We start from the raw sequence: 21,950 nt of genomic DNA, 5'->3' as shown, positions 1-21,950 counted from the left end.
CTGTGAGACAAGTTTTTGAAATAATGACCGAAGAATATCTTGTAGTTTCTATTAAATATTCTTTTGGTAAAATTATTTCTGAGTTTACTTGTGTCACAGCTTTTTTTTGCGGAGAAAATTATTTCTTTTAATGATAAGAGAACACTTACAAACTGTTATCAAATAAAAGTAATACAGAAGCTTTTCCTTGATTTGACAACTTTAAAAAGAATACACCGATTGAAACTGTATTATTTTTGTACCACACAGTGTTTAATTTTTTTAAGGAAAGGCGCCTGCCAAAAGACGAAAAGGGTTACAATGTGAAATAATTCACTTTTAAGTCTTAATTTAAAAGGCTTTTTAAAAGTGAAAAAAATCGCAAAAAAGAAGCTTATTGCTTGTGTTTATTTTCTAAAGATGGTAGTTTTATATCGAAAGCGAAAATAAATAGTACAGATTCTTGTGCTGTTTCATTCGCGGTTTAGGATTTTTTATTACAGAGAGGAATGTGTGACAAAATGGCAAAGAAGCAAACAGCTATTGATTTTAAAAAATTGCTCAAAGAAGTCAATGCAGATTTTCCAACTTTCCAAATTTTGGATAAAGAAGGGAAAATCGTCAACGAAGCAGCAGTTCCAGATTTATCTGATGATGAATTAGTGGAGTTGATGAGTCAAATGGTGTGGGCGCGGGTTCTAGACCAACGTTCAACCGCATTAAACCGTCAAGGTCGCCTAGGTTTCTACGCTCCAACAGCTGGTCAAGAAGCCAGCCAACTTGCAAGTAATTTTGCAATGGAAAGAGAAGATTATTTATTCCCAGGCTATCGTGATGTCCCTCAATTAATTCAACACGGTTTACCTTTAAGCCAAGCTTTCTTATGGTCTCGGGGCCATGTAGCTGGTAACTTATATCCTGAAACATTGACAGCAATGCCACCACAAATCATTATTGGTGCACAATATGTACAAGCAGCCGGCGTAGCTTTAGGCTTGAAAAAACGCGGTAGTAAAAATGTTGTCTTCACTTATACAGGTGATGGTGGTTCTTCTCAAGGTGATTTCTACGAAGGCATTAACTTTGCCGGAAGTTTCCACGGTAACGCTGTCTTCTTTATTCAAAATAATGGTTTTGCAATCTCAACACCACGGGAAGTGCAAACTGCAGCTGAAACATTAGCACAAAAAGCTGCTGCTGCTGGGATTCCTGGTATTCAAGTTGACGGTATGGATCCATTGGCAGTATATGCTGTAACTAAAGCCGCTCGTGAATGGGCTTCAGCTGGAAATGGTCCTGTCTTAATTGAAACCTTAACTTATCGTTATGGTCCACACACTTTATCAGGTGATGATCCAACCCGTTACCGTTCTAAAGAAATGGATGATGAATGGCAACAAAAAGATCCTTTGATTCGTTTCCGTAACTACTTAACTGAAAAAGGTTTGTGGAGCGAAGCCAAAGAAGAAGAAATTATTGAAAAAACAAAAGAAGAAATTAAAGATGCGATTGCTGAAGCTGATAAAGCACCGAAGCAAAAAGTTTCTGATTTCTTAAAAAATATGTTTGAAGTTCAACCACAAAGCATTAAAGAACAAATTGCAATTTACGAAGCGAAGGAGTCGAAATAATCATGGCACAAAAAACAATGATTCAAGCTATTACAGATGCCCTAGCTGCTGAACTGGAAAATGATTCAGAAGTTTTAGTCTTCGGTGAAGACGTTGGTAAAAACGGCGGTGTTTTCCGGGCAACAGAAGGTTTACAAGCTAAATTTGGTGAAGATAAAGTTTTCGATACACCACTAGCTGAATCTGGTATCGGTGGTTTAGCTTTTGGTTTAGCGCTAACAGGTTACCGTCCAGTTCCTGAAATTCAATTCTTCGGTTTCGTATTTGAAGTAATGGATGAAATTGTTGGTCAAATGGCCCGCACCCGTTATCGTATGGGCGGTACTCGTCAATTACCAATAACAATCCGTGCGCCATTTGGTGGTGGAGTGCATACACCTGAATTGCACTCAGATAACTTAGAAGGTTTGATTGCACAATCTCCTGGTATCCGGGTAGTTATTCCATCAAATCCTTATGATGCCAAAGGATTATTAATCTCTGCCATCCGCAGCAATGATCCAGTTGTTTATTTGGAACACATGAAACTGTATCGTTCTTTCCGTGAGGAAGTGCCGGATGAAGCTTACGAAGTGCCTTTAGACAAAGCAGCCGTTACCCGTGAAGGAACTGATATCACAGTTGTCACTTATGGAGCAATGGTTCGTGAAGCAGTCAAAGCAGCGGATAACTTGGCAAAAGAAAATATCAGCGTTGAAATTATTGATTTAAGAACAGTCGCACCGCTAGACGTTGAAACAATCATCAAATCAGTTGAAAAAACAAATCGGGTGGTTGTCGTTCAAGAAGCGCAAAAACAAGCTGGTGTAGCTGCTCAAGTTGTTTCTGAAATTTCTGAAAGAGCGATTCTTTCATTGGAAGCACCAATTGGTCGGGTATCTGCTCCTGATACTATCTTCCCATTCGGTCAAGCTGAAAATATCTGGTTGCCAAACGCAAAAGATATCGAAGATAAAGTCAAAGAAATCGCAAACTTTTAATCAGACAGAAGGGAAGAAATAAAAAATGGCTTTTCAATTTAAATTACCTGACATTGGTGAAGGGATTGCTGAAGGCGAAATCGTCAAATGGTTCGTTAAACCCGGCGATACAATCAATGAAGATGATACTTTATTAGAAGTACAAAATGATAAATCAGTAGAAGAAATTCCTTCTCCTGTAACCGGAACAGTTAAAAATATTATCGTTCCTGAAGGCACGGTAGCCAATGTCGGTGACGTTTTAGTCGAAATCAACGCACCTGGCTTTGAAGGCAATGAAGGCGACAGTGGCGTTGCGGCTGAATCGCAAACACCTGCTAGCCCTGCTGCAGAACCTGTTGCAGCAGCACCGGCTGCTGACGGCGGCGTTTACCAATTCAAATTACCAGATATTGGTGAAGGAATTGCGGAAGGCGAAATCGTTAAATGGTTCGTCAAAGCTGGTGACACAATTAATGAAGACGATACTTTATTAGAAGTTCAAAATGATAAATCAGTCGAAGAAATTCCTTCTCCTGTAACTGGAACGGTTAAAAATATTGTTGTTCCAGAAGGTACTGTAGCCAATGTTGGTGACGTCTTAGTTGAAATCGATGCACCGGGACATAATTCTGCACCATCTGCTGCTCCAAGTACACCAGCGGCACCGGCTGCCAAAGCTGAAACAGCTCAAACGGCTGCGCCAAGCAGCAATGGCGTAGTGGCAGTTTCTGATCCAAACAAACAAATTTTGGCAATGCCATCTGTTCGTCAATTTGCAAGAGAAAACAATGTCGATATTTCATTAGTTTCTGCAAGTGGTAAAGGCGGTCGCATTACAAAAGAAGACGTGCAAGCATTTATTTCTGGTGGCGGTCAAGCGCAAGCTCCAGCAGCTACTGAAGCTCCTGCTCAAGCAGAAGCAACAACTGCTAGTGCTCCAGCAGCGAAACCACAAGCCTTCACTTCAACTCAAGGTGATTTAGAAGAACGTGTTGGCTTAACACCAACTCGTAAAGCAATTGCTAAAGCAATGGTAACTTCTAAACACACTGCACCTCACGTTACAATGTTTGGTGAAATTGAAGTATCTAAATTGTGGGATCACCGTAAGAAATTTAAAGATGTTGCTTTAGAAAACGGCACAAAATTAACCTTCTTGCCATATGTTGTCAAAGCTTTAGTTGCAACAGCTAAAAAATTCCCAATCTTGAATGCATCAATTGATGACGCAAAACAAGAAATTGTTTACAAACATTACTACAATATCGGTATCGCAACTGATACAGATAATGGCTTATATGTGCCAAATATTAAAAATGCTGACAATAAGAGCATGTTCCAAATTGCAGATGAAATCAGCGAAAAAGCTCAACTAGCTCATGATGGCAAGTTAACTGGACCTGACATGCGTGATGGTTCAATTACAATTAGTAACGTTGGTTCTGTTGGTGGCGGCTGGTTTACACCAGTTATCAATTACCCAGAAGTAGCTATCTTAGGAGTCGGTACGATTGCGCAAACTCCAGTTGTCAATGCAGATGGCGAAATTGTTGTAGGCCGCATGATGAAATTATCATTGAGTTTTGACCACCGAATCGTTGATGGTGCGACTGCTCAAAAAGCCTTGAACAATATCTTACGTTTATTAGCTGACCCAGAACTATTATTGATGGAAGGATGATTAAAAAATGGTAGTAGGAGATTTTGCCATTGAATTAGATACAGTTGTCATCGGATCAGGCCCTGGCGGATATGTTGCCGCTATCCGGGCTGCTGAAATGGGACAAAAAGTTGCAATTGTGGAGAGAGAATTTATCGGCGGCGTTTGTTTAAACGTCGGCTGTATTCCTTCAAAAGCCTTGATTGCCGCTGGTCACCATTACCAAGATTCTTTAGACTCAAATATTTTCGGTGTTTCTGCAGAAGGCGTTAAGCTAGACTTTGCACAAACACAAGACTGGAAACAGAATAAAGTTGTCAACACATTAACTTCTGGTGTTGGTATGTTATTAAAGAAACATAAAGTTGAAATTTTGATGGGGGAAGCCTTCTTCGTTGATGATCATACTTTACGGGTAATTCACCCAGATTCAGCTCAAACTTATGAATTTAACAATGCGATTGTCGCAACAGGCTCTCGTCCAATTGAAATTCCTGGCTTTAAATTTGGCGGTCGCGTCTTAGATTCAACAGGCGGTTTAAACTTGCCTGAAGTTCCTAAAAAATTCGTGATTATCGGTGGCGGCGTTATCGGTGCTGAACTTGGTGGTGCTTATGCAAACCTTGGAGCTGAAGTAACGATTATTGAAGGAACTCCTTCAATTTTACCAACCTATGAAAAAGATATGGTTAAACTTGTGACTGACGACTTTAAGAAAAAAGGCGTTACAGTTGTTACTTCTGCAATGGCTAAAGAAGCCGTTGACAATGGCGACAGCGTTACAGTTAAATATGAAGTTGACGGCAAAGAAGAATCCGTAACTGCTGACTATGTCATGGTTACAGTTGGTCGTCGTCCAAACACTGACGATTTAGGTTTGGAACAAGCTGGCGTTGAAGTCGGCGAACGCGGCTTAATCAAAGTTGATAACCAAGGTCGCACCAACATTTCGAATATCTTTGCCATTGGCGATATCGTACCTGGTGCTGCATTGGCTCATAAAGCTTCATATGAAGCAAAAATTGCTGCTGAAGCAATTTCTGGTAAAAAAGTGGCTGTTGATTATAAAGCAATGCCAGCAGTTGCCTTTACCGATCCAGAATTAGCTTCAGTCGGAATGACTGTTGCTGATGCAAAAGCGGCTGGTATCGAAGCAAAAGGCTTTAAATTCCCATTTGCTGGAAACGGTCGGGCCATTTCATTAAACAAAATGGAAGGTTTCCTGCGTCTTGTCACAACTGTTGATGGCAATGTTGTCATCGGCGCGCAAATTGCCGGCGTTGGTGCCAGCGATATGATTTCTGAATTGGCGTTAGCCGTTGAATCAGGGATGAACGCTGAAGATATCGCTCTTACAATCCATCCTCATCCATCATTGGGTGAAATTACTATGGATGCTTCTGAGTTGGCATTAGGTTTACCAATTCATATTTAATAGCATTTTGTCACACAAAAAAACCGGGTCGCCATACCCGGTTTTTTATTTTGCACTTATTCTAATTCATTGACAATCACAGTTGCATTGTAGCCGATATAAATATTAGTTTTCAATCCCGTATCTGCATCGATATATTCTAAACGACCGTCACCATAGCTAATATCAAATTTACCCGTCTCAGAATAAATCACTGAGCCGTCAGCGTTATAGACTAAGATTTCTCGGTTTAACCCGTCATTAAGACTCGATTCGAGATTTTTCTGCCAACGCTTACCGCCAGCGGTCCCAAATACTAAAAATAAAATCAGTGCTGCAATCGCCACTAAAATAATTATCGAGCCTATTAACACTTTACGATTTTTATTTACTTTCATGTAAATCCCCCCTATAAAAAGAGTGTACCATGAAACCTTTATTTTCTGTCAAAACCACAGCTTTTTTCTTGTTGAAAGAAATCTCTTCTATTAATATAGAAGAGAAGGTTCCAGAAAAAGCGAAATGAGGAGACTCTATGAAAAAATTATACATCAAACAAAAATTTTTCAGCCTTGGCGAACAGTTTACTGTTAAAGATGAAGCTGCTAATGATCGCTACTTTGTCAAAGGTAGCTTTATGAAAATTCCCAAAGAGTTTCGCATCACCGACACTCAAGGAAAAGAAATCGGCGTCATTACTAAAAAAGTCGTGAGTCTGCTGCCGAAGTTTTTTGTCACTGTTGGCTCAAAAGAAGTCGTGATTGAAAAGAAACTAAGTTTTTTAAAGGCCAAGTATGACATTACTGGCGAAAATTTAACCATCCAAGGGGATCTTTGGAATATGAACTTCAGTATGATGCAAGAAGGGACCGAAGTGGCAACGGTCAATAAAAAATGGGTCAGTTGGGGCGACTCCTATGAAGTGACCATTCTTAAAGAAGAGTTAGAAGAATTGATTATCTGCTTTGTAGTAGCTTTAGATTACGTAAAATCTGAAGAAAATAATCACAGTAACTCAAATAATAGTAATTAAAAAAAACCGCTGCTCAGCTGAGGGTAGCTAAGAAGCGACTATATATCTAAGTTTGAATTATTGCATTTCAATCGTTAAAGCACCGGTCTGAACTTTACCAGCTGCTTTCATCAAGCGATAAACGACATAGGTGATAGCACCGGATAGAAAGACACCGACTGCGATATAAACGATAAAACCAGTTGTGTCATTAGCCAAAAGATTCAATGGTGCAATCAATGAATTCAAGCCTAAGCCAGCCAATTGATAGCCAACCCGCAGATTCAAAACAACTGTGGCGATTGGCGCACAAATCGCTGCTGAAATAAATGGCGGAATCACCAGCTGCGGATTTTTCGTCAAATTCGCAAATTGAACTTTCGGAGTAATCAAGCCTTGCGCAATGTTGGCGCCAACTTTATTTTCTCTAAAGGACATGACGGTAAAGCCAACAAATTGAGCCGTACAACCGATTAAGGCCGCAGCTGATGAGGTCGGATCCAACTGTAGGGCAATCGCTAAAGCAGCCGAAGAAGCCGGTGTCATCAAAAGAGCGCTCCAAGCCACTGAAATGACGATGGAACCAATAATCGGTGAAATAGTGATGGAGTTGGCCATAAACTGACTCAACGCTAACATTAACGGTGTGGTGACGTAAGCCAAACCAACACCAGCTAAGCCGCCGACAAAAAGACTACCGAAGGGCACAAGAACCATATCTAAAGGCGTTTTGCCAGTTAACCATTTTCCGACAAGGGCGGCAATTAGTCCAGCTAGCACTGCACTGATGGGCTGACCGGTTGTAAAAATTCCAAAACCAGCCGCCTGTGTGGCAACTTGCCCGGTCACAGCAACAGCATCTGTACTTGCTTGAGAAAATAAAACCGCATTGCTGCCGACAGTTGCGGCAATCATTGAACTAAAGACAACTAATGTATTGGTGCCCAATTGAAAAGCAATGCCCGCACCAAAGGCTGGTGCTAATAATAGTTGTGCAATCGTACCAATATTATTAAAGGCGACAATTCCTGTAAAATCGCCGATTGTATCAAATAATAAACCAATCCCTAAAGCAACCAACACAGCATTAGAAATTCCTAATGAAACCTTGTACACATAATCTTTTATTGTTAGTTTTGTTTCTGTCTCCATAATTCCTACTCCTTAATTAAAAACGACTTTGAGAATTTTCTGAAAATTCTATTTTCTGAGTATAGCGCAGGCATTATGAGAGGTCAATGAATTTGCTCATTTTCTCCACATTTTATTTTACAAAAAGAATTTTACGAAACGAGGTGCTCTATGGAGGACTATCAATACCCTCTAGATTTAGATTGGCAGACTGCGGAAATGGTCACAGTGATTGAGTTATGGCAGGCTGTTGAATTGGCGTATGAAAAAGGCATTGAAAATAAACTCTTTTTAATGAAGTATCAAAAATTTAAGCAGGTTGTTCCCAGCATCGGTGAAGAAAAAAAATTAGGCCGCGAATTTGAAGGTGAGTCTGGCTATTCCCTATATCGAACGGTTCAAGCCGCCAAACAAAATCCGCAAAAAATTTTAAGAATGAAGGGAACTCGTTAAATGATACCATCTGTAAAAGAAATCTCTGCCTGGATAAAAGAGGCTGGCGCTACGATTAAGGCTTCTTTGACCGCTGAATTAACAATTGAAGAAAAAAGTGATCGCAAAGATTTAGTGACCAATATGGACAAGGCGACGCAACGCTTTTTAATTGATAAAATAGCGGCTGTAGATTCTTCAGCGACTTTTTTAGCCGAAGAAGAAGGTTATTCTGACCAATCAATTGCCACAGGGCGCGTCTATGTGATTGATCCGATTGATGGCACCTTAAATTTTGTCTTGGAAAAAGAAAATTTTTGCATTATGTTAGCCATTTTTGAAGAAGGCGTCGGTCAATTAGGTTTTATTTATGACGTCATGAGGGGTGAATTGTACTGGGGCGGCCCGTCAGTCGGTGTCTATTGCAATGAACGTCAAATAGAAAAAGTAACTGATTTGAAACTGTCGGAAGGTTTAGTCGGAATGAACGCCTATATGTACGCTCATAATCGCTTTAATGCTTATGACATCGGCGAGGCTAGCATGGGAGTCAGAGTCAGCGGCTGTGCCGGAATGGAAATGATTGCCATGCTAAAGGGCACCCACCATTCCTATGTATCCAATCTCTCTCCGTGGGATTATGCTGCCGGGATTGTATTGCTCTCAGTCTTTGGCTTTAAATATTCTAACGCCAATGGAAATCCTGTCAAATTTTCTCAGCGGGAACCGTTTATTATTGCGACGCCGGCTTGTTATGACGATATTTTTAATTTGATGGCAGAGAAAAAAGCTTAAAAAATCTGTAAAAATGATTTTATGGAAGTTTTCGGAAACTTTCTACTATATTTCATAGTTTCTTTCTGGTATAATAAGCAGTCGAGTCAAGTTTTATAATTAAAAGGGGACAAAAAAATTGAATTTAAGAAATGATATCCGCAATGTTGCGATTATTGCCCACGTTGACCATGGTAAAACGACATTGGTTGACGAACTATTGAAACAATCCCAAACGTTAGATTCCCATACCCAATTACAAGAACGTGCAATGGATTCCAACGCTTTAGAAAAAGAGCGGGGAATTACCATTCTTGCCAAAAATACAGCTGTTGATTACAACGGTACCCGTATCAATATCATGGACACTCCTGGACACGCCGATTTCGGTGGTGAAGTGGAACGGATCATGAAAATGGTTGACGGTGTGTTATTAGTTGTTGATGCTTATGAAGGAACAATGCCACAAACCCGCTTTGTTTTGAAAAAAGCTTTGGAACAGCATTTAACACCGATTGTTGTTGTAAATAAAATTGACAAACCTTCTGCACGACCAGAACACGTTGTCGATGAAGTATTAGAACTATTCATCGAATTAGGCGCTGACGACGATCAATTGGATTTCCCAGTGATTTACGCTTCAGCAATCAACGGTACTTCTAGCTTGTCAGATAATCCAGAAGACCAAGAAGCCAGCATGGCACCAGTCTTTGATACGATTATCGAACATATTCCTGCGCCAGTTGACAATAGCGATGAACCATTGCAATTCCAAGTTTCTCTATTGGATTACAACGACTACGTTGGCCGTATCGGTATTGGCCGCGTCTTCCGTGGTCAAATTAAAGTTGGCGACCAAGTTGCTTTACTTAAATTAGACGGCACAGTCAAAAAATTCCGGGTAACTAAATTATTTGGTTTCTTCGGTTTACAGCGTTTAGAAATTCAAGAAGCCAAGGCCGGCGACTTGATTGCAATTTCTGGGATGGAAGACATCTTCGTTGGTGAAACAGTAACACCGATTGACCATCAAGATGGCCTACCGATTTTACACATCGACGAACCAACTTTGCAAATGACTTTCTTGGTGAACAACTCACCATTTGCCGGTCGCGAAGGTAAGTTCGTAACTGCTCGTAAAATTGAAGAACGTTTGATGGCCCAATTGCAAACCGACGTTTCTCTAAGAGTAGAACCAACTGGCCCAGATCAATGGATCGTTTCCGGCCGTGGTGAATTGCATCTGTCTATCTTAATTGAAAATATGCGTCGTGAAGGCTATGAATTACAAGTTTCTCGTCCGCAAGTTATTGAAAGAGAAATTGACGGTGTCAAATGTGAACCATTTGAACGGGTCCAAATTGATACACCTGAAGAATACATGGGTTCTGTGATTGAATCCCTTGGCCTGCGTAAGGGCGAAATGCAAGATATGATTCACACTGGCAATGGTCAAGTTAGAATTATTTTCTTGGCACCAGCTCGTGGCTTACTTGGTTTCACAACTGAATTTTTATCAATGACTCGTGGTTATGGTATTATGCACCACACCTTTGACCAGTATTTACCGATGATTCAAGCGCAAATCGGCGGCCGTCATCAAGGTGCGTTGGTTTCAATTGACCAAGGTAAGGCGACAACTTACTCAATTATGAGTATTGAAGAACGGGGAACCGTTTTTGTTGAACCAGGTACTGAAGTTTATGAAGGCATGATTGTCGGCGAAAATGCCCGTGACAATGACTTAACAGTTAACATCACTAAAGCAAAACAAATGACTAACGTGCGTTCTGCCAACAAAGACCAAACTTCTGTCATTAAACGTCCGAAAATTTTAACCCTAGAAGAATCATTAGAATTTCTAAATGATGATGAATATTGTGAAGTGACACCTGAAAGCATCCGTTTAAGAAAACATATCTTAAACAAAAATGAACGGGAAAAAGCTTCTAAAAAGAAAAAAGTTGCTCAATAGTTTAGCCTAATGAGATTGTGATGTAAGTTCGTACAGAATAATGATTCCGAATAAACGTGGCAAGTGCCATGATGTAAGGTAAGTTTGTGATGAGGTCTATTGGACCACAGATGCAAACTTACACTATTCGGAGAGTTATCTGTAAAAGACTTGTATCACAGTCTTTTTTTGCGCAAAAATGCAAACGCTTCAAAGGCGAACTGTGGAAAAAAAGATTTCCAAAAGATTGCTATAACACTATTTAGTTTTTTTGTTCTGGAAAATGAGCCGCAATAAGTTTCACAAAATGCCGATGTTTCACGAAATAAATTTCTTTTTAAAAATTTAACGAAACGTTGAAAGACTGTCTCTATAGGTTTTTCTCAACAAAACCATAGAAAAGATACAATTATTTTCACAGTTGTTGTGCTATAATGTGTTATTAAGATAGGAGGTCGAAGCTGATGGAAAATATTTCTTCAGATTACGCTGTTGAGCTGTTATTAGAAGATGCCGAACGGATTAAAATGTTAATTCGCAATCAGAAAAATAGTTTATGTATTGCCCAGTGCAAAGCCTTCGAGGAAGTCGTTGATACCCAGATGTACGGCTTTTCCCGGCAAGTGACGTATGCGATTCGTTTAGGAATTGTGAACCGGGAGCGGGGCAATCAGCTAATGAGCGATTTAGAACGCGAATTGAATCAATTATATAATGAAGTGTATGAGGAAACCCAAGACAAGGTTGACTTAGGTAAGGAGGGTTAATACTTGTCTAAGATTAAAAAGCGCCATTTTTTAGATTATGGTATCTTGATTCCTTATATTATTCTATGTGTTTTAGGATTATTAATGGTTTACAGTACCACTTCAATTTCGACTTCGGCAGAAAGTGCCGCAAGTGCTTCAGAAGCTCTTAAACAGTTGGCTTTTTGGATTCTCAGTTTAATTGCGATTTTCTTTATTTATCGCTTAAAAATTGATGTCTTGAAAAATCAGCGGATGATTATTTTGGCGATTGCCGTGATGGTTTTTCTATTAGTTTTAGTATTGTTTATGGATCCGGTAAACGGCGCCCGTGGTTGGATTACCATCCCTGGTGGTTTGGGAACGATTCAACCGGCGGAGTATTTTAAAGTAGTTGTCATTTGGTATTTAGCTTTTGTCTTGTCCAGAAGACAAGAGATGATTCAAAAAGACTTCAAGCAATCGATTAACCGACCACTTTTAATGCTGGGTGCTTTAACTTTGCTGATTGTTATTCAACCAGACTTAGGAAATACCGCCATCATCGTATTACTGATGATGATTATGGTTTTAGCCAGCGGAATAAATTATTGGTATTCGATTATTATCGGCCTCGGTGGCATTCTTGCTAGTGTGGGGGTTATCCAATTTATTTTGCATTTCGGGGAAAACATTATTCCTCAGCGTTTCCAATATGTCTATGATCGTTTTGCGATTTTTACAAATCCCTTTGTCGATGAGTTAAATAATGGCCATCAATTAACCAATGGCTACTATGCGATGTTTAATGGTGGACTTTTTGGTTTAGGTTTAGGAAATAGTATTCAAAAAAGAGGCTTCTTAAGTGCGGCCCAAACTGACTATATCTTTGCCATTTTAATGGAGGAATTAGGTTTAATCGTTGCTCTATTAGTCTTGGGATTGCTTATTTTTATGATTGCTCGGATTTTATTAGTAGGGATTCGTGCCCGCAGTTCCTTTAACTCCTTGATGTGTATCGGAATTGCCAGCTTGTTTATCATTCAAATTTTTATTAACCTTGGCGGTATCAGTGGTATCATTCCACTGACAGGGATTACTTTCCCTTTTATTAGTCAAGGGGGATCGAGTTTATTATGTCTGTCAATTTGTGTTGGCATCGCCTTAAATATTAGTGCAGATGAAAAACGCCAACGCTTTATGGAAGACATCCAGCAGCAAGCAATTGCTGTGAAATAAAATGAAGATTGTTATAATTTTGAAGGAGTGATCTGATGAAAAAAGTTCTTGTTGCAAACCGTGGTGAAATTGCGATTCGTGTTTTTCGGGCCTGTACGGAATTACAAATTCAAACGGTGGGAATCTACGCAGCAGAGGATGAATACTCGGTTCATCGTTTTAAAGCCGATGAAGCCTATTTGGTGGGCGTTGGCCGCAAACCGATTGATGCCTACTTGGATATTGAAGATATTATTCGCATTGCTAAAATGAGTGGGGCAGATGCCATCCATCCGGGATATGGATTGTTATCGGAAAATATTGACTTCGCCAGACGTTGTCAAGAAGAAGGGCTAACATTTGTCGGCCCGACGCTGCATCAGTTGGATATTTTTGGCGATAAAATTAAAGCCAAAGAAGCAGCGATTGCAGCCGGAATTGCATCCATTCCAGGAACGGATGGTCCGGTGGCTGATATTTCTGAAGTGCTGGACTTTGCCAACACCCACGGTTATCCAATTATGATTAAAGCTGCATTAGGCGGCGGCGGTCGTGGTATGCGGGTGGCCCTTGACGAAAAGGGCGCCAAAGAAGGCTACGAGCGGGCGAAAAGTGAAGCAAAGGCGGCTTTTGGCAGCGATGAAGTTTATGTCGAAAAGTATATCGGCAATCCCAAACATATTGAAGTTCAAATTTTAGGGGACACACACGGGAATGTGCTGCACTTATTTGAACGGGATTGTTCTGTTCAACGTCGCCATCAAAAAGTTGTCGAGGTAGCTCCCTGTGTATCTTTAAGGCCAACTCAAAGAACAGCGATTTGTGATGCCGCCGTTCAGTTAATGAAACATGTCGGCTATGTCAATGCCGGTACCGTGGAATTTTTAGTTGAAGGTGATCACTTCTATTTTATTGAAGTCAATCCACGGGTCCAAGTAGAACATACCATTACCGAGATGATTACGGATATTGATATTGTCACCAGTCAACTGCAAATTGCTCAAGGCAAAGATTTGCATACTGAAATTGGGTTACCGCAACAAGACGAGATAAAAATTAAAGGGGCAGCGATTCAGTGCCGGATTACCACAGAAGATCCCTTGAATAACTTTATGCCGGATACTGGAAAAATTGATACCTATCGTTCACCAGGTGGCTTTGGCGTGCGTTTAGATGTCGGCAATGCTTATTCTGGCGCTATTGTGACACCTTTCTTTGATTCTTTATTGGTAAAAGTTTGTACCCACGGGCATTCTTTAGAAGACGCCATTCAAAAAATGCGCCGCTGTTTAGTTGAGTTTCGCATTCGTGGTGTCAAAACCAATATTCCTTTCTTGCAAAAAGTGATTATGCATCCAACTTTTAGAAGCGGTGATGCAAAAACAACTTTTATTGACAATTCGCCGGAATTATTCCAGTTTCCTCGATTGAGAGACCGGGGCAATAAGACTATGAAGTATATTGGTGAAATTACCATCAATGGGTTTCCAGGAATTGAAAAAACTACTAAAAAATATTTTGATCAACCGCGGATTCCAACGGATTTAGTCTTAAAAGAAGACTATCAAACCGCCAAAAATATTTTAGATCAGCAAGGGGCCGAAGCAGTTGTTGCTTGGGTCAAGGAGCAGCCAAATTTATTATTGACGGACACCACCTTTAGAGATGCCCATCAAAGCTTATTGGCAACTCGGGTCAGAACGCAGGACTTTAAAGAAATCAGCAACCTGACTGAACAGGCTTTGCCAGAATTATTTTCAAGTGAAATGTGGGGCGGAGCAACCTTTGATGTCGCTTATCGTTTCTTAAATGAAAATCCATGGGAGCGGCTACGGATTATCCGTAAATTAATGCCGAATACTTTGCTGCAAATGCTCTTTAGAGGTTCAAATGCTGTTGGCTACTCAAATTATCCAGATAATGTGCTGGTCGAATTTATCAACGAAGCAGCCAAACAGGGAATTGATGTTTTCCGGATTTTTGACAGCTTAAACTGGCTGCCGCAAATGGAAAAAAGTATTCAAGCCGTTCGGGACACCGGTAAAATTGCCGAGGCCGCCATTTGCTATACAGGCGATTTATTAGACCCTCAAAGAGCAAAATACAATGTTGCATACTATAAAGAAATGGCTAAGAATTTACAAGGTATGGGAGCGCATATGATTGCGATTAAGGATATGGCAGGCTTATTAAAACCACAAGCCGCTTATCGCTTAATTAGCGAGCTGAAAGCAACTGTTGATGTGCCAATCCATCTTCATACTCATGACACAAGCGGAAACGGCATTATGACTTATGCTGAAGCCGTTAATGCTGGAGTAGATATTGTTGACGTGGCTATGAGCTCCATGAGCGGGGCTACGAGTCAGCCGAGCATGAGCAGTCTTTATTACGCTTTAGCTTACGGTGAGCGTGCACCAGAAATCAACATTCAAAACACCCAAAAATTAAATCATTATTGGGAGGATGTGCGCCAGTATTATGCACCATTTGAAAATGGTTTAAATGCTCCACAAACAGAGGTTTATCTCCATGAAATGCCTGGTGGACAATATTCCAATCTACAGCAACAGGCTAAAGCAGTTGGCCTTGGTGCTAAGTGGGATGAAATCAAGGAAATGTATCATACAGTAAACTTGATGTTTGGCGATATTGTCAAAGTGACGCCTTCTTCAAAAGTCGTCGGCGATATGGCATTATTCATGGTCCAAAATCAGTTGAGTGAAGCCGATATTTATGAAAAAGGGGAAGAGCTTAGCTTCCCAGATTCTGTGGTCACCTTTTTCCAAGGGGCTTTAGGTCAGCCAACTGGTGGGTTCCCTGAAAAGCTACAACGGATTATTTTGAAAGGCCGACCAGCCTTCACCCAACGTCCAGGAGAATTAGCTGAACCTGTTTCCTTTGAGCAGGTGAAAAAGGAATTACAGGAAAAAATCGGTTTTGAACCGAATCAAGAAGAGATTTTAAGTTACTTGATGTATCCGCAAGTCTTTTTGGATTATCAAACTTCTTATAGTAATTTTGGCGATGTAACGCTTTTAGATACGCCAACCTTCTTCCACGGCATGCGTTTAGGAGAATCCGTACCGGTCACTATCGAGCAAGGGAAGACCTTGATTATTCGTCTAGATGAAATCGGCGAACCAGACATCGAAGGCAATCGGACGCTCTTCTTTAATTTAAACGGGCAGCGCCGGGAAATTGTCATCAAAGACCGTTCAATCGTCAGCTCTGTTCAAACGAAGCGCAAAGCTGAACCGACTAACAAAGAACAAATCGGTGCCACTATGTCGGGCTCTGTCTTGGAGGTCCTCGTTAAAAAAGGGGACCACGTTCAAAAGGGTGATACTTTGATGGTTACAGAGGCCATGAAGATGGAAACGGCCATTGAAGCCCGCTTTGACGGCGAAGTCAAACATATTTATGTAGCAAATGGTGAAGCGATTGCTTCCGGTGATTTATTGATTGAAATAACAGAAAAATAGTTAAAATGAAGGGGGAAAAGGATGAAAAAGTTTTTAGGATTTCTAGCAATTTTTGTCGTAGTCTTGATTGCTTTTTATCTGGAACCCGTCTTTTTCCCACCTGACTTAGCTAGTCCAACAGACGAAGCAGCCGATACTTTAACCTACAACCAATCCCTTAGTTATGAAACGATTCCAACTGAGGGATTTGCTATTTATGTCAATCAAGGGATTAGCCGTTTAAATGAAGAATTTGGAGCACCGATTGCCACGCAGGACACAGGTTTTGGTTATAGCATTGCTACATATGAAGACCCAATAAGAAATATTTTCATAGAAGCCAATATTAAAAACGAAACGGTGATGGCCATTAAAGTTGCCGGAGATTCCAGCGACCGGATTGCGCCTTTTCATTTTGGGATGGATTTAACTGATTTAACCTCAGTAACGACTTTATTTTCAAATTTTGATTTTGATTACAATGAACAACCAGTGTCCGTAGAGCTTTCAGAAGAAGATATGAATTATCGGCCGCTAGTAGCCTTTGATAATGATACCTTCGCCATTTTATTTTTTGGTCAGCAAAACGGTCAACTGTACGGGATGGCTTATCTCAATCAAGAAATGTTTTTGCAAGTTATGCCTTACCAATGGAATAGCGAACCACTTACCGGCTATCAAACGGCTGAACTCGCTGATGAGCAATGGGCGGCAATCGATACCGCCAACAGTGGCCGGGGAATTAGTCTAGTAAATTATCTACGAAATTTAGAAAAATTGAGCAGCTATCAAACAGACGGCTTGCTATATGACCAGACGAGCCAATTGGCAGCACAGCTAAAACTGCAGCCCGAAACTTTATTAGAGGATACTGCATTGCGGGAATGGCAGGAATTACAGCCAGGAGTTCCCTATCTGCAACAACAGCTACTGAATCAAAACGACTTTTTAGAAACTAGCATTACTTCCGAACAGTGGTTATTGGCAGCGAAGCCAGTTCCGGATGTAACCTTTAGCATCCTCAATTGGTATAGTGATCCTTATCTTCACAATCATTTTATCGGTGAAGATGAATCATTAGCGATTGCATTTAATCAAGAAGATATGGTAGTCTTATTACAGCAACAAATCGAGACGAAGGTTAGTGATAGCAGTGATTATTAATGAAGAATTATTCGCTTTAGAAGATCAATGCGACAAGCTTGTCGCTGAACTTTTAGAGAGTCCCCTATATGATACTTTTCTACAAAACAAAAAGCAGTTGGCCAATCAAGACACTCAAGCGTTATTGCTGGATTTTCAGCAGAAGAAAAATGCTTTTGATAAAATTGCCGATTATGGAATATATGCGCCCGATTATCGCGAAAAAAATCGCGCGCTTAGAAAGAGCAAGCGGGCTCTAGATTTAAATCCAGAGGTCGCAGATTTTCGAGAAGCCGAAACTGCTTTTCAAGGAGCTTTAGACGAGATTTGTTTGGCGGTGGCCAGTCATATTTCAAAAAATATTAAAGTGGATGCCGGTAATCCCTTCTTTGAAGGTGGCAGTCACGCAGGTTGTGGGGGGAATTGTCATGCCAGTTGAACATGAGACACATGAAACAAGCGAAATAGTTGAACCGAAATTTGAAGTTCAAAAACGGCGGGGCTTAATTGTCTGGGTTTACAGCTTTAAACAATTAAAAAATCTCAAACGTTTTGGCTTAGTTCATTATCTATCGAGAAGAATGAAATATGTCTTACTTTATGTCAACGAAGAAGATGTAGCAGATATCAAAGAACGCATTGAAAAATTGCATTTCGTCCGCAGTGTCGAGCCATCTTATCGGCCGGATGTGGAAATGAATTTTGCTGAAAAAATTGGTACTAGAGCCGCCTATCAAATGGATGATGATGAAGGCTTTGAAGTGGAAGAGTTAAGTACAGAAATACGCCTGGCAGAAGGCGTATAAAACGGGGATGAAAGGACTTGAGTATCTCAGGTGTTTTTCATCCTTTTTCATGTTAAGATATTGAAGTAAGTTTGCAGGAGGTTAAGATGCGGGTAGTAGCAGGAGAGTATCGGGGGCGGCGCTTAAAGGCTTTAAGCGGCGACAACACTCGCCCCACAACAGATAAAGTTAAGGAATCCATTTTCAATATGATTGGGCCTTATTTTGATGGTGGTCAAGTTTTGGATCTGTATGCCGGCAGTGGCGGATTGGGGATTGAGGCCATTTCTCGAGGCATGGACATAGCTTATTTAGTTGATAAAAATTTTCAAGCCCTTAAGATTATTCGCGAAAATATCGCCATCACCAAAGAACCGCAAAAATTTCAAGTTATCAAGCGGGATGCTGATCAAGCCTTAGCTGAATTTAAAGCCGATAATTTGGTTTTTGATTTAATTTTACTAGATCCACCTTATGCTAAGCAAAAAATTGCCCAGCAGATGACCTACATAGTTGAAAATAATTTACTAGCGACAGATGGTCTGATTGTCTGCGAGACAGATAAAACAGTTGATTTAGAACCAGTTGCCAGCCTTAGGGAACATCGCCGCCAAACCTATGGGATTACCGCAGTGACTATTTTTAGAAAAGAGGTTGAAGAATGAAAAAAATTGCATTGTTTCCCGGTAGTTTTGACCCTCTAACAAATGGTCATGTGGATACCATCCGCCGAGGTGCCTTGATTTTTGATGAAGTGATTGTCGGAGTTTTTGTCAATACGACTAAAAAAAGTTTTTTTACCCCTGAAGAAAAGCTTCTGTTAACTAGTGCAGCCTTAGCGGACTTTCAAAATGTCCGCGTAATCGCTCAAAGTCGTCAACTAACGGTTGATTCAGCTAAAGAATTAGGGGCAAATTTCTTGTTGCGGGGTATCCGCAGCGTCAAAGATTATGAATATGAGCGGGACATTGCCGCAATTAATAAACATCTCTCTGCTGAATTAGAGACAGTTATTTTACTGTCATCAGAAGAATATGCCCATATCAGTTCCAGTATGTTAAAAGAAGTGCTCCAATTTGGTGGAAATGTTGAAAAATACTTGCCGCCAGTCATCAATCAAGCAATTCAAAGAAAGCGAAATGAAGAAGCATGAAAGAAAAGAACAACGCATTAAAGAATTTTTTTAAAAAAAAGCAAGTCAAAATTGGCTCATTCGTCCTTTTATTTTTATTAGCTTTAGCTTTTGTGGGCTTGCCGCTGCCATATTATGTTCAGTCACCGGGTTCAACCATTGATTTGAAATCAATGATTACCATAAATGGCGAAGAAGACACGGAAGAGGGCTCATTTTCATTAACCTCCGTCGCTTATCGGCGTGCGACACCGGTTCTCTTGCTGTGGGCTCAATTTAATGAGTTTGCAGACGTGGAATCGGTTCAAGAAATGCGCGGGGATGCCAGCTCAGAAGAATACAATCAAATGCAGCAATACTTAATGACGGCGGCAAAAAATAGCGCCATCCAAGAAGCTTTCAATTTAGCGGGAGTCGACTACATGTTTGCCTATAAAGGAATTTATGTGATGAGCGTGCAGGATAGCTCGAATTTTTATGGAGACTTGGCAGTTGGCGACACGATTACCCAAGCTGATGGTCAGACTTTTACAAGTCAAGAGGATTTTATGGCCTATGTAAAGGCCAAAAATATCGGAGACGATTTAACCATCACTTATTACCACGATGGCGAGGAGCGGACTGCCACCGAGAAATTGATTACTTTGTCAGCAGAAGATGGTACAGAGACTGCCGGCATCGGCATCACGCTTGTTGAAGATACTGAATTAGAATCAGATACGACTGTTGAAATTGACACAGGCTCAATCGGCGGACCTTCAGCCGGCCTGATGTTTACTTTAGAAATCTATGATCAATTGACAGAAGGGGATTTACGCCACGGCCAACAAATTGCTGGTACTGGCACGATTGACAGTGAAGGCAATGTAGGTCAAATTGGTGGTATTGATAAAAAAGTTGTCAGTGCGAGCCAAAGTGGTGCCGCTGTTTTCTTTGCCCCAACAGATGGCGAGGATTATGAAGATGCCGTAGCCGCTGCTGAAAAAATTGGTACCGATATGAAAATCGTACCAGTAACAACTGTCCAAGATGCTCTGGATTATTTAAATGGACTAACAGATTAAACTAAACTGCTACTCAACACCTTGTGCGAGCAAGAGGCTGAGTAGCAGCTTTTTTTAGAATTTTTTTATTTAAATATATTAGTTTACATAATAAAAGTATTCAGCACTTAGGGATGTAAATTTCTAAAAAATTCAGCATATGGACCTGAATCACCAAGTGCCCCCTGTAATAAAAGGATGATGAGGAGAACCAATAGAAAGAAGGGACCAATGGTAAAGACCGCGAATACTATTTTGTAGGCCAAACTAGTATTACTAAAAAAATAGTCGAAAAGGGTTTCCCACTGAACTTTTTTGGAGACAGTAACTAAGTTTAATAAAGGAATTTTTTGCAGATTGTCTTGAAAAACTTGAGCATCTTCTTCGCTTAATATTTCTTGGAAAATTTGCTGGCCAGCTTGAAAGTCCAAAATATAATACATCATTTTTTGCCGCTTTGGTTTCTTCTGCCAATCAAAATAACGCAGCTCATAAGGTGCTAATTTTATTTGTTTGATGTCGGCATAGGGATGGCTAAAATAACTATCTTCTTCTAAAAAATCAATAATCGTTAAAAAAATCAGCCGCTGATTTGTGAAAATTAACAAGCGATTGCCACGGGTATCATGAAATATGGCAACATATTCTTTACTGATATCTTTTCTGGCATATGCGAGACCAGCCCAACCGCTACTAGCAACCACAGAGTTTCGATCATTTCCTAGCGGCAAATAAGCCTGAATCGTTTCATCTGGCGCTAAAAGTTCCTCCACAAGACTGAGAACTTTTTGCAAAAAGATGTACTGTTTTGTTCGTTTTTTTAATCCCTCTAGAGAGCTACTAGCTGTTTCATTTAGTTGGTTCGCACCTACATCCTGCATCAGTTTACGATAGGTTAGTTTCATTGTGTAGGACCTCCTTTAATCGTTTGCGTCCCCGTGAAAGACGATTGTAAATAGTCTCAATACTCAAATCTAGGCTTGCTGCAATGTCAGCCGGCGCCTCTTGATAAAAATAGCGCTGCAGAAAAATCAATTGGTCTTCAGCAGTCAAACAAGCAATTAGATCGAGAAAATTTTCCTTTAGTAAAGGCGCTCCTTCATCGTAAAGTAAAGTTAAGTCTTCCACGGACAAAATCGGTTCAACTTTTCTTAGGCGCACCAATTTTCTTTTGATGTCCAATGCAACATTTTTACTTATCTGAACTAACCAGGTTGAAAACTGTGATTTTCCTGGATTGTAAGCCGCAATATTTTGCCAAATCTTGAAAAAGGTCTCATTTTCAGCTTCCTTTTGATAGAAAAACTCTTCTGGCTGATTCAAAATGTTATGGATGCTCCAAAGAATGAGCCGGCCATAGCGATCAATTAATTGGTCGAGAGCAGTAAAATCTTCTCGCAATAAACCATTGATAATTTCTTCATCTGACATACAGCTCACCTCCTTTTTAGCTTATTCACTTTATTATACGTTGCAGTTGTTGAAATTCTG

The 21,950-nt window shown here is 40.3% G+C and carries 21 protein-coding genes; 17 read left to right on the top strand and 4 right to left on the bottom strand.

Annotation, left to right across the window (positions count from 1 at the left end):
- Positions 1–500 precede the first annotated feature (500 nt).
- Genes pdhA through lpdA form a run of 4 tightly spaced genes read left to right on the top strand, consistent with a single transcriptional unit; the run spans position 501 to position 5,667 of the window.
- Positions 501–1,610 carry a pyruvate dehydrogenase (acetyl-transferring) E1 component subunit alpha gene (pdhA, locus tag AC1Z3S_RS05990; protein ID WP_461739600.1) on the top strand — a complete coding sequence of 370 codons (1,110 nt, stop codon included), beginning with the start codon at positions 501–503 and terminating at the stop codon, positions 1,608–1,610.
- Between the two features lie 2 nt (positions 1,611–1,612).
- The gene (locus AC1Z3S_RS05985) at positions 1,613–2,590 is read left to right on the top strand and encodes an alpha-ketoacid dehydrogenase subunit beta (protein WP_265457388.1); all 978 of its coding nucleotides are present in this window, start codon (positions 1,613–1,615) and stop codon (positions 2,588–2,590) included.
- A gap of 25 nt (positions 2,591–2,615) precedes the next feature.
- Positions 2,616–4,253, top strand: a complete 1,638-nt coding sequence (locus AC1Z3S_RS05980) for a dihydrolipoyllysine-residue acetyltransferase (protein ID WP_461739599.1) — start codon at positions 2,616–2,618, stop codon at positions 4,251–4,253.
- 7 nt (positions 4,254–4,260) lie between these two features.
- Positions 4,261–5,667 (top strand): dihydrolipoyl dehydrogenase, encoded by a 1,407-nt coding sequence (gene lpdA / locus AC1Z3S_RS05975; protein WP_461737708.1) that lies wholly within the window; start codon positions 4,261–4,263, stop codon positions 5,665–5,667.
- Between the two features lie 56 nt (positions 5,668–5,723).
- On the opposite strand, the gene AC1Z3S_RS05970 is transcribed toward lpdA, so the two are convergent.
- On the bottom strand, positions 5,724–6,044 hold the full coding sequence (locus tag AC1Z3S_RS05970; protein ID WP_461737709.1) for a hypothetical protein: 321 nt from the start codon (positions 6,042–6,044) through the stop codon (positions 5,724–5,726).
- A 137-nt stretch (positions 6,045–6,181) separates the two neighbouring features.
- Here AC1Z3S_RS05970 and AC1Z3S_RS05965 point away from each other — a divergent pair, with 137 nt between their 5' ends.
- Positions 6,182–6,679: an LURP-one-related/scramblase family protein gene (locus tag AC1Z3S_RS05965; protein ID WP_461739598.1), complete on the top strand. Its 498-nt coding sequence runs from the start codon at positions 6,182–6,184 to the stop codon at positions 6,677–6,679.
- Positions 6,680–6,736: 57 nt separating this feature from the next.
- On the opposite strand, the gene AC1Z3S_RS05960 is transcribed toward AC1Z3S_RS05965, so the two are convergent.
- On the bottom strand, positions 6,737–7,810 hold the full coding sequence (locus tag AC1Z3S_RS05960; RefSeq protein WP_461737711.1) for a PTS sugar transporter subunit IIC: 1,074 nt from the start codon (positions 7,808–7,810) through the stop codon (positions 6,737–6,739).
- Between the two features lie 150 nt (positions 7,811–7,960).
- Here AC1Z3S_RS05960 and AC1Z3S_RS05955 point away from each other — a divergent pair, with 150 nt between their 5' ends.
- The 12 genes from AC1Z3S_RS05955 (at position 7,961) to AC1Z3S_RS05900 (ending at position 20,480) form a co-directional block, all read left to right on the top strand.
- Positions 7,961–8,242, top strand: a complete 282-nt coding sequence (locus AC1Z3S_RS05955) for a UPF0223 family protein (protein WP_461739597.1) — start codon at positions 7,961–7,963, stop codon at positions 8,240–8,242.
- On the top strand, positions 8,243–9,016 hold the full coding sequence (locus AC1Z3S_RS05950; RefSeq protein WP_461739596.1) for an inositol monophosphatase family protein: 774 nt from the start codon (positions 8,243–8,245) through the stop codon (positions 9,014–9,016).
- A gap of 118 nt (positions 9,017–9,134) precedes the next feature.
- The gene (gene typA / locus AC1Z3S_RS05945) at positions 9,135–10,970 is read left to right on the top strand and encodes a translational GTPase TypA (protein ID WP_461737714.1); all 1,836 of its coding nucleotides are present in this window, start codon (positions 9,135–9,137) and stop codon (positions 10,968–10,970) included.
- 443 nt (positions 10,971–11,413) lie between these two features.
- On the top strand, positions 11,414–11,716 hold the full coding sequence (locus tag AC1Z3S_RS05940; RefSeq protein ID WP_461739595.1) for an Fpa/YlaN family protein: 303 nt from the start codon (positions 11,414–11,416) through the stop codon (positions 11,714–11,716).
- Between the two features lie 3 nt (positions 11,717–11,719).
- Positions 11,720–12,913, top strand: coding sequence for an FtsW/RodA/SpoVE family cell cycle protein (locus tag AC1Z3S_RS05935; protein WP_461739594.1), 1,194 nt, complete (start codon positions 11,720–11,722; stop codon positions 12,911–12,913).
- Between the two features lie 35 nt (positions 12,914–12,948).
- Positions 12,949–16,377, top strand: coding sequence for a pyruvate carboxylase (locus AC1Z3S_RS05930; RefSeq protein WP_461739593.1), 3,429 nt, complete (start codon positions 12,949–12,951; stop codon positions 16,375–16,377).
- Between the two features lie 21 nt (positions 16,378–16,398).
- Entirely contained in the window at positions 16,399–17,520 is a 1,122-nt protein-coding gene (locus tag AC1Z3S_RS05925) for a CAP-associated domain-containing protein (protein ID WP_461739592.1), read from the top strand.
- Positions 17,510–17,938, top strand: coding sequence for a YlbF/YmcA family competence regulator (locus AC1Z3S_RS05920; RefSeq protein ID WP_461739971.1), 429 nt, complete (start codon positions 17,510–17,512; stop codon positions 17,936–17,938). Before AC1Z3S_RS05925 ends, AC1Z3S_RS05920 begins: the two co-directional genes overlap by 11 nt.
- Positions 17,928–18,305 (top strand): YlbG family protein, encoded by a 378-nt coding sequence (locus AC1Z3S_RS05915; RefSeq protein ID WP_461737719.1) that lies wholly within the window; start codon positions 17,928–17,930, stop codon positions 18,303–18,305. The genes AC1Z3S_RS05920 and AC1Z3S_RS05915 overlap by 11 nt, the downstream gene beginning before the upstream one ends.
- A gap of 86 nt (positions 18,306–18,391) precedes the next feature.
- A complete protein-coding gene (gene rsmD / locus AC1Z3S_RS05910; RefSeq protein ID WP_461739591.1) occupies positions 18,392–18,949 on the top strand; it encodes a 16S rRNA (guanine(966)-N(2))-methyltransferase RsmD in 558 nt (185 codons plus the stop codon).
- Complete coding sequence (gene coaD / locus AC1Z3S_RS05905; protein ID WP_461739590.1) at positions 18,946–19,437, top strand: pantetheine-phosphate adenylyltransferase; 492 nt, start codon at positions 18,946–18,948, stop codon at positions 19,435–19,437. Before rsmD ends, coaD begins: the two co-directional genes overlap by 4 nt.
- Positions 19,434–20,480 (top strand): SepM family pheromone-processing serine protease, encoded by a 1,047-nt coding sequence (locus AC1Z3S_RS05900; protein ID WP_461739589.1) that lies wholly within the window; start codon positions 19,434–19,436, stop codon positions 20,478–20,480. The genes coaD and AC1Z3S_RS05900 overlap by 4 nt, the downstream gene beginning before the upstream one ends.
- Positions 20,481–20,587: 107 nt before the next feature.
- Here the strand turns inward: AC1Z3S_RS05900 and AC1Z3S_RS05895 are convergent, their stop codons facing one another.
- Complete coding sequence (locus AC1Z3S_RS05895; RefSeq protein WP_461739588.1) at positions 20,588–21,364, bottom strand: hypothetical protein; 777 nt, start codon at positions 21,362–21,364, stop codon at positions 20,588–20,590.
- Positions 21,345–21,890 carry a sigma-70 family RNA polymerase sigma factor gene (locus AC1Z3S_RS05890; RefSeq protein WP_461739587.1) on the bottom strand — a complete coding sequence of 182 codons (546 nt, stop codon included), beginning with the start codon at positions 21,888–21,890 and terminating at the stop codon, positions 21,345–21,347. The genes AC1Z3S_RS05895 and AC1Z3S_RS05890 overlap by 20 nt, the downstream gene beginning before the upstream one ends.
- Between the last annotated feature and the right edge of the window lie 60 nt (positions 21,891–21,950).

The sequence above is a fragment of the Enterococcus sp. LJL90 genome (assembly GCF_056924355.1).
Note: the sequence above shows the minus strand (reverse complement) of the source record. Positions and strands in the feature narration are given on the sequence as shown.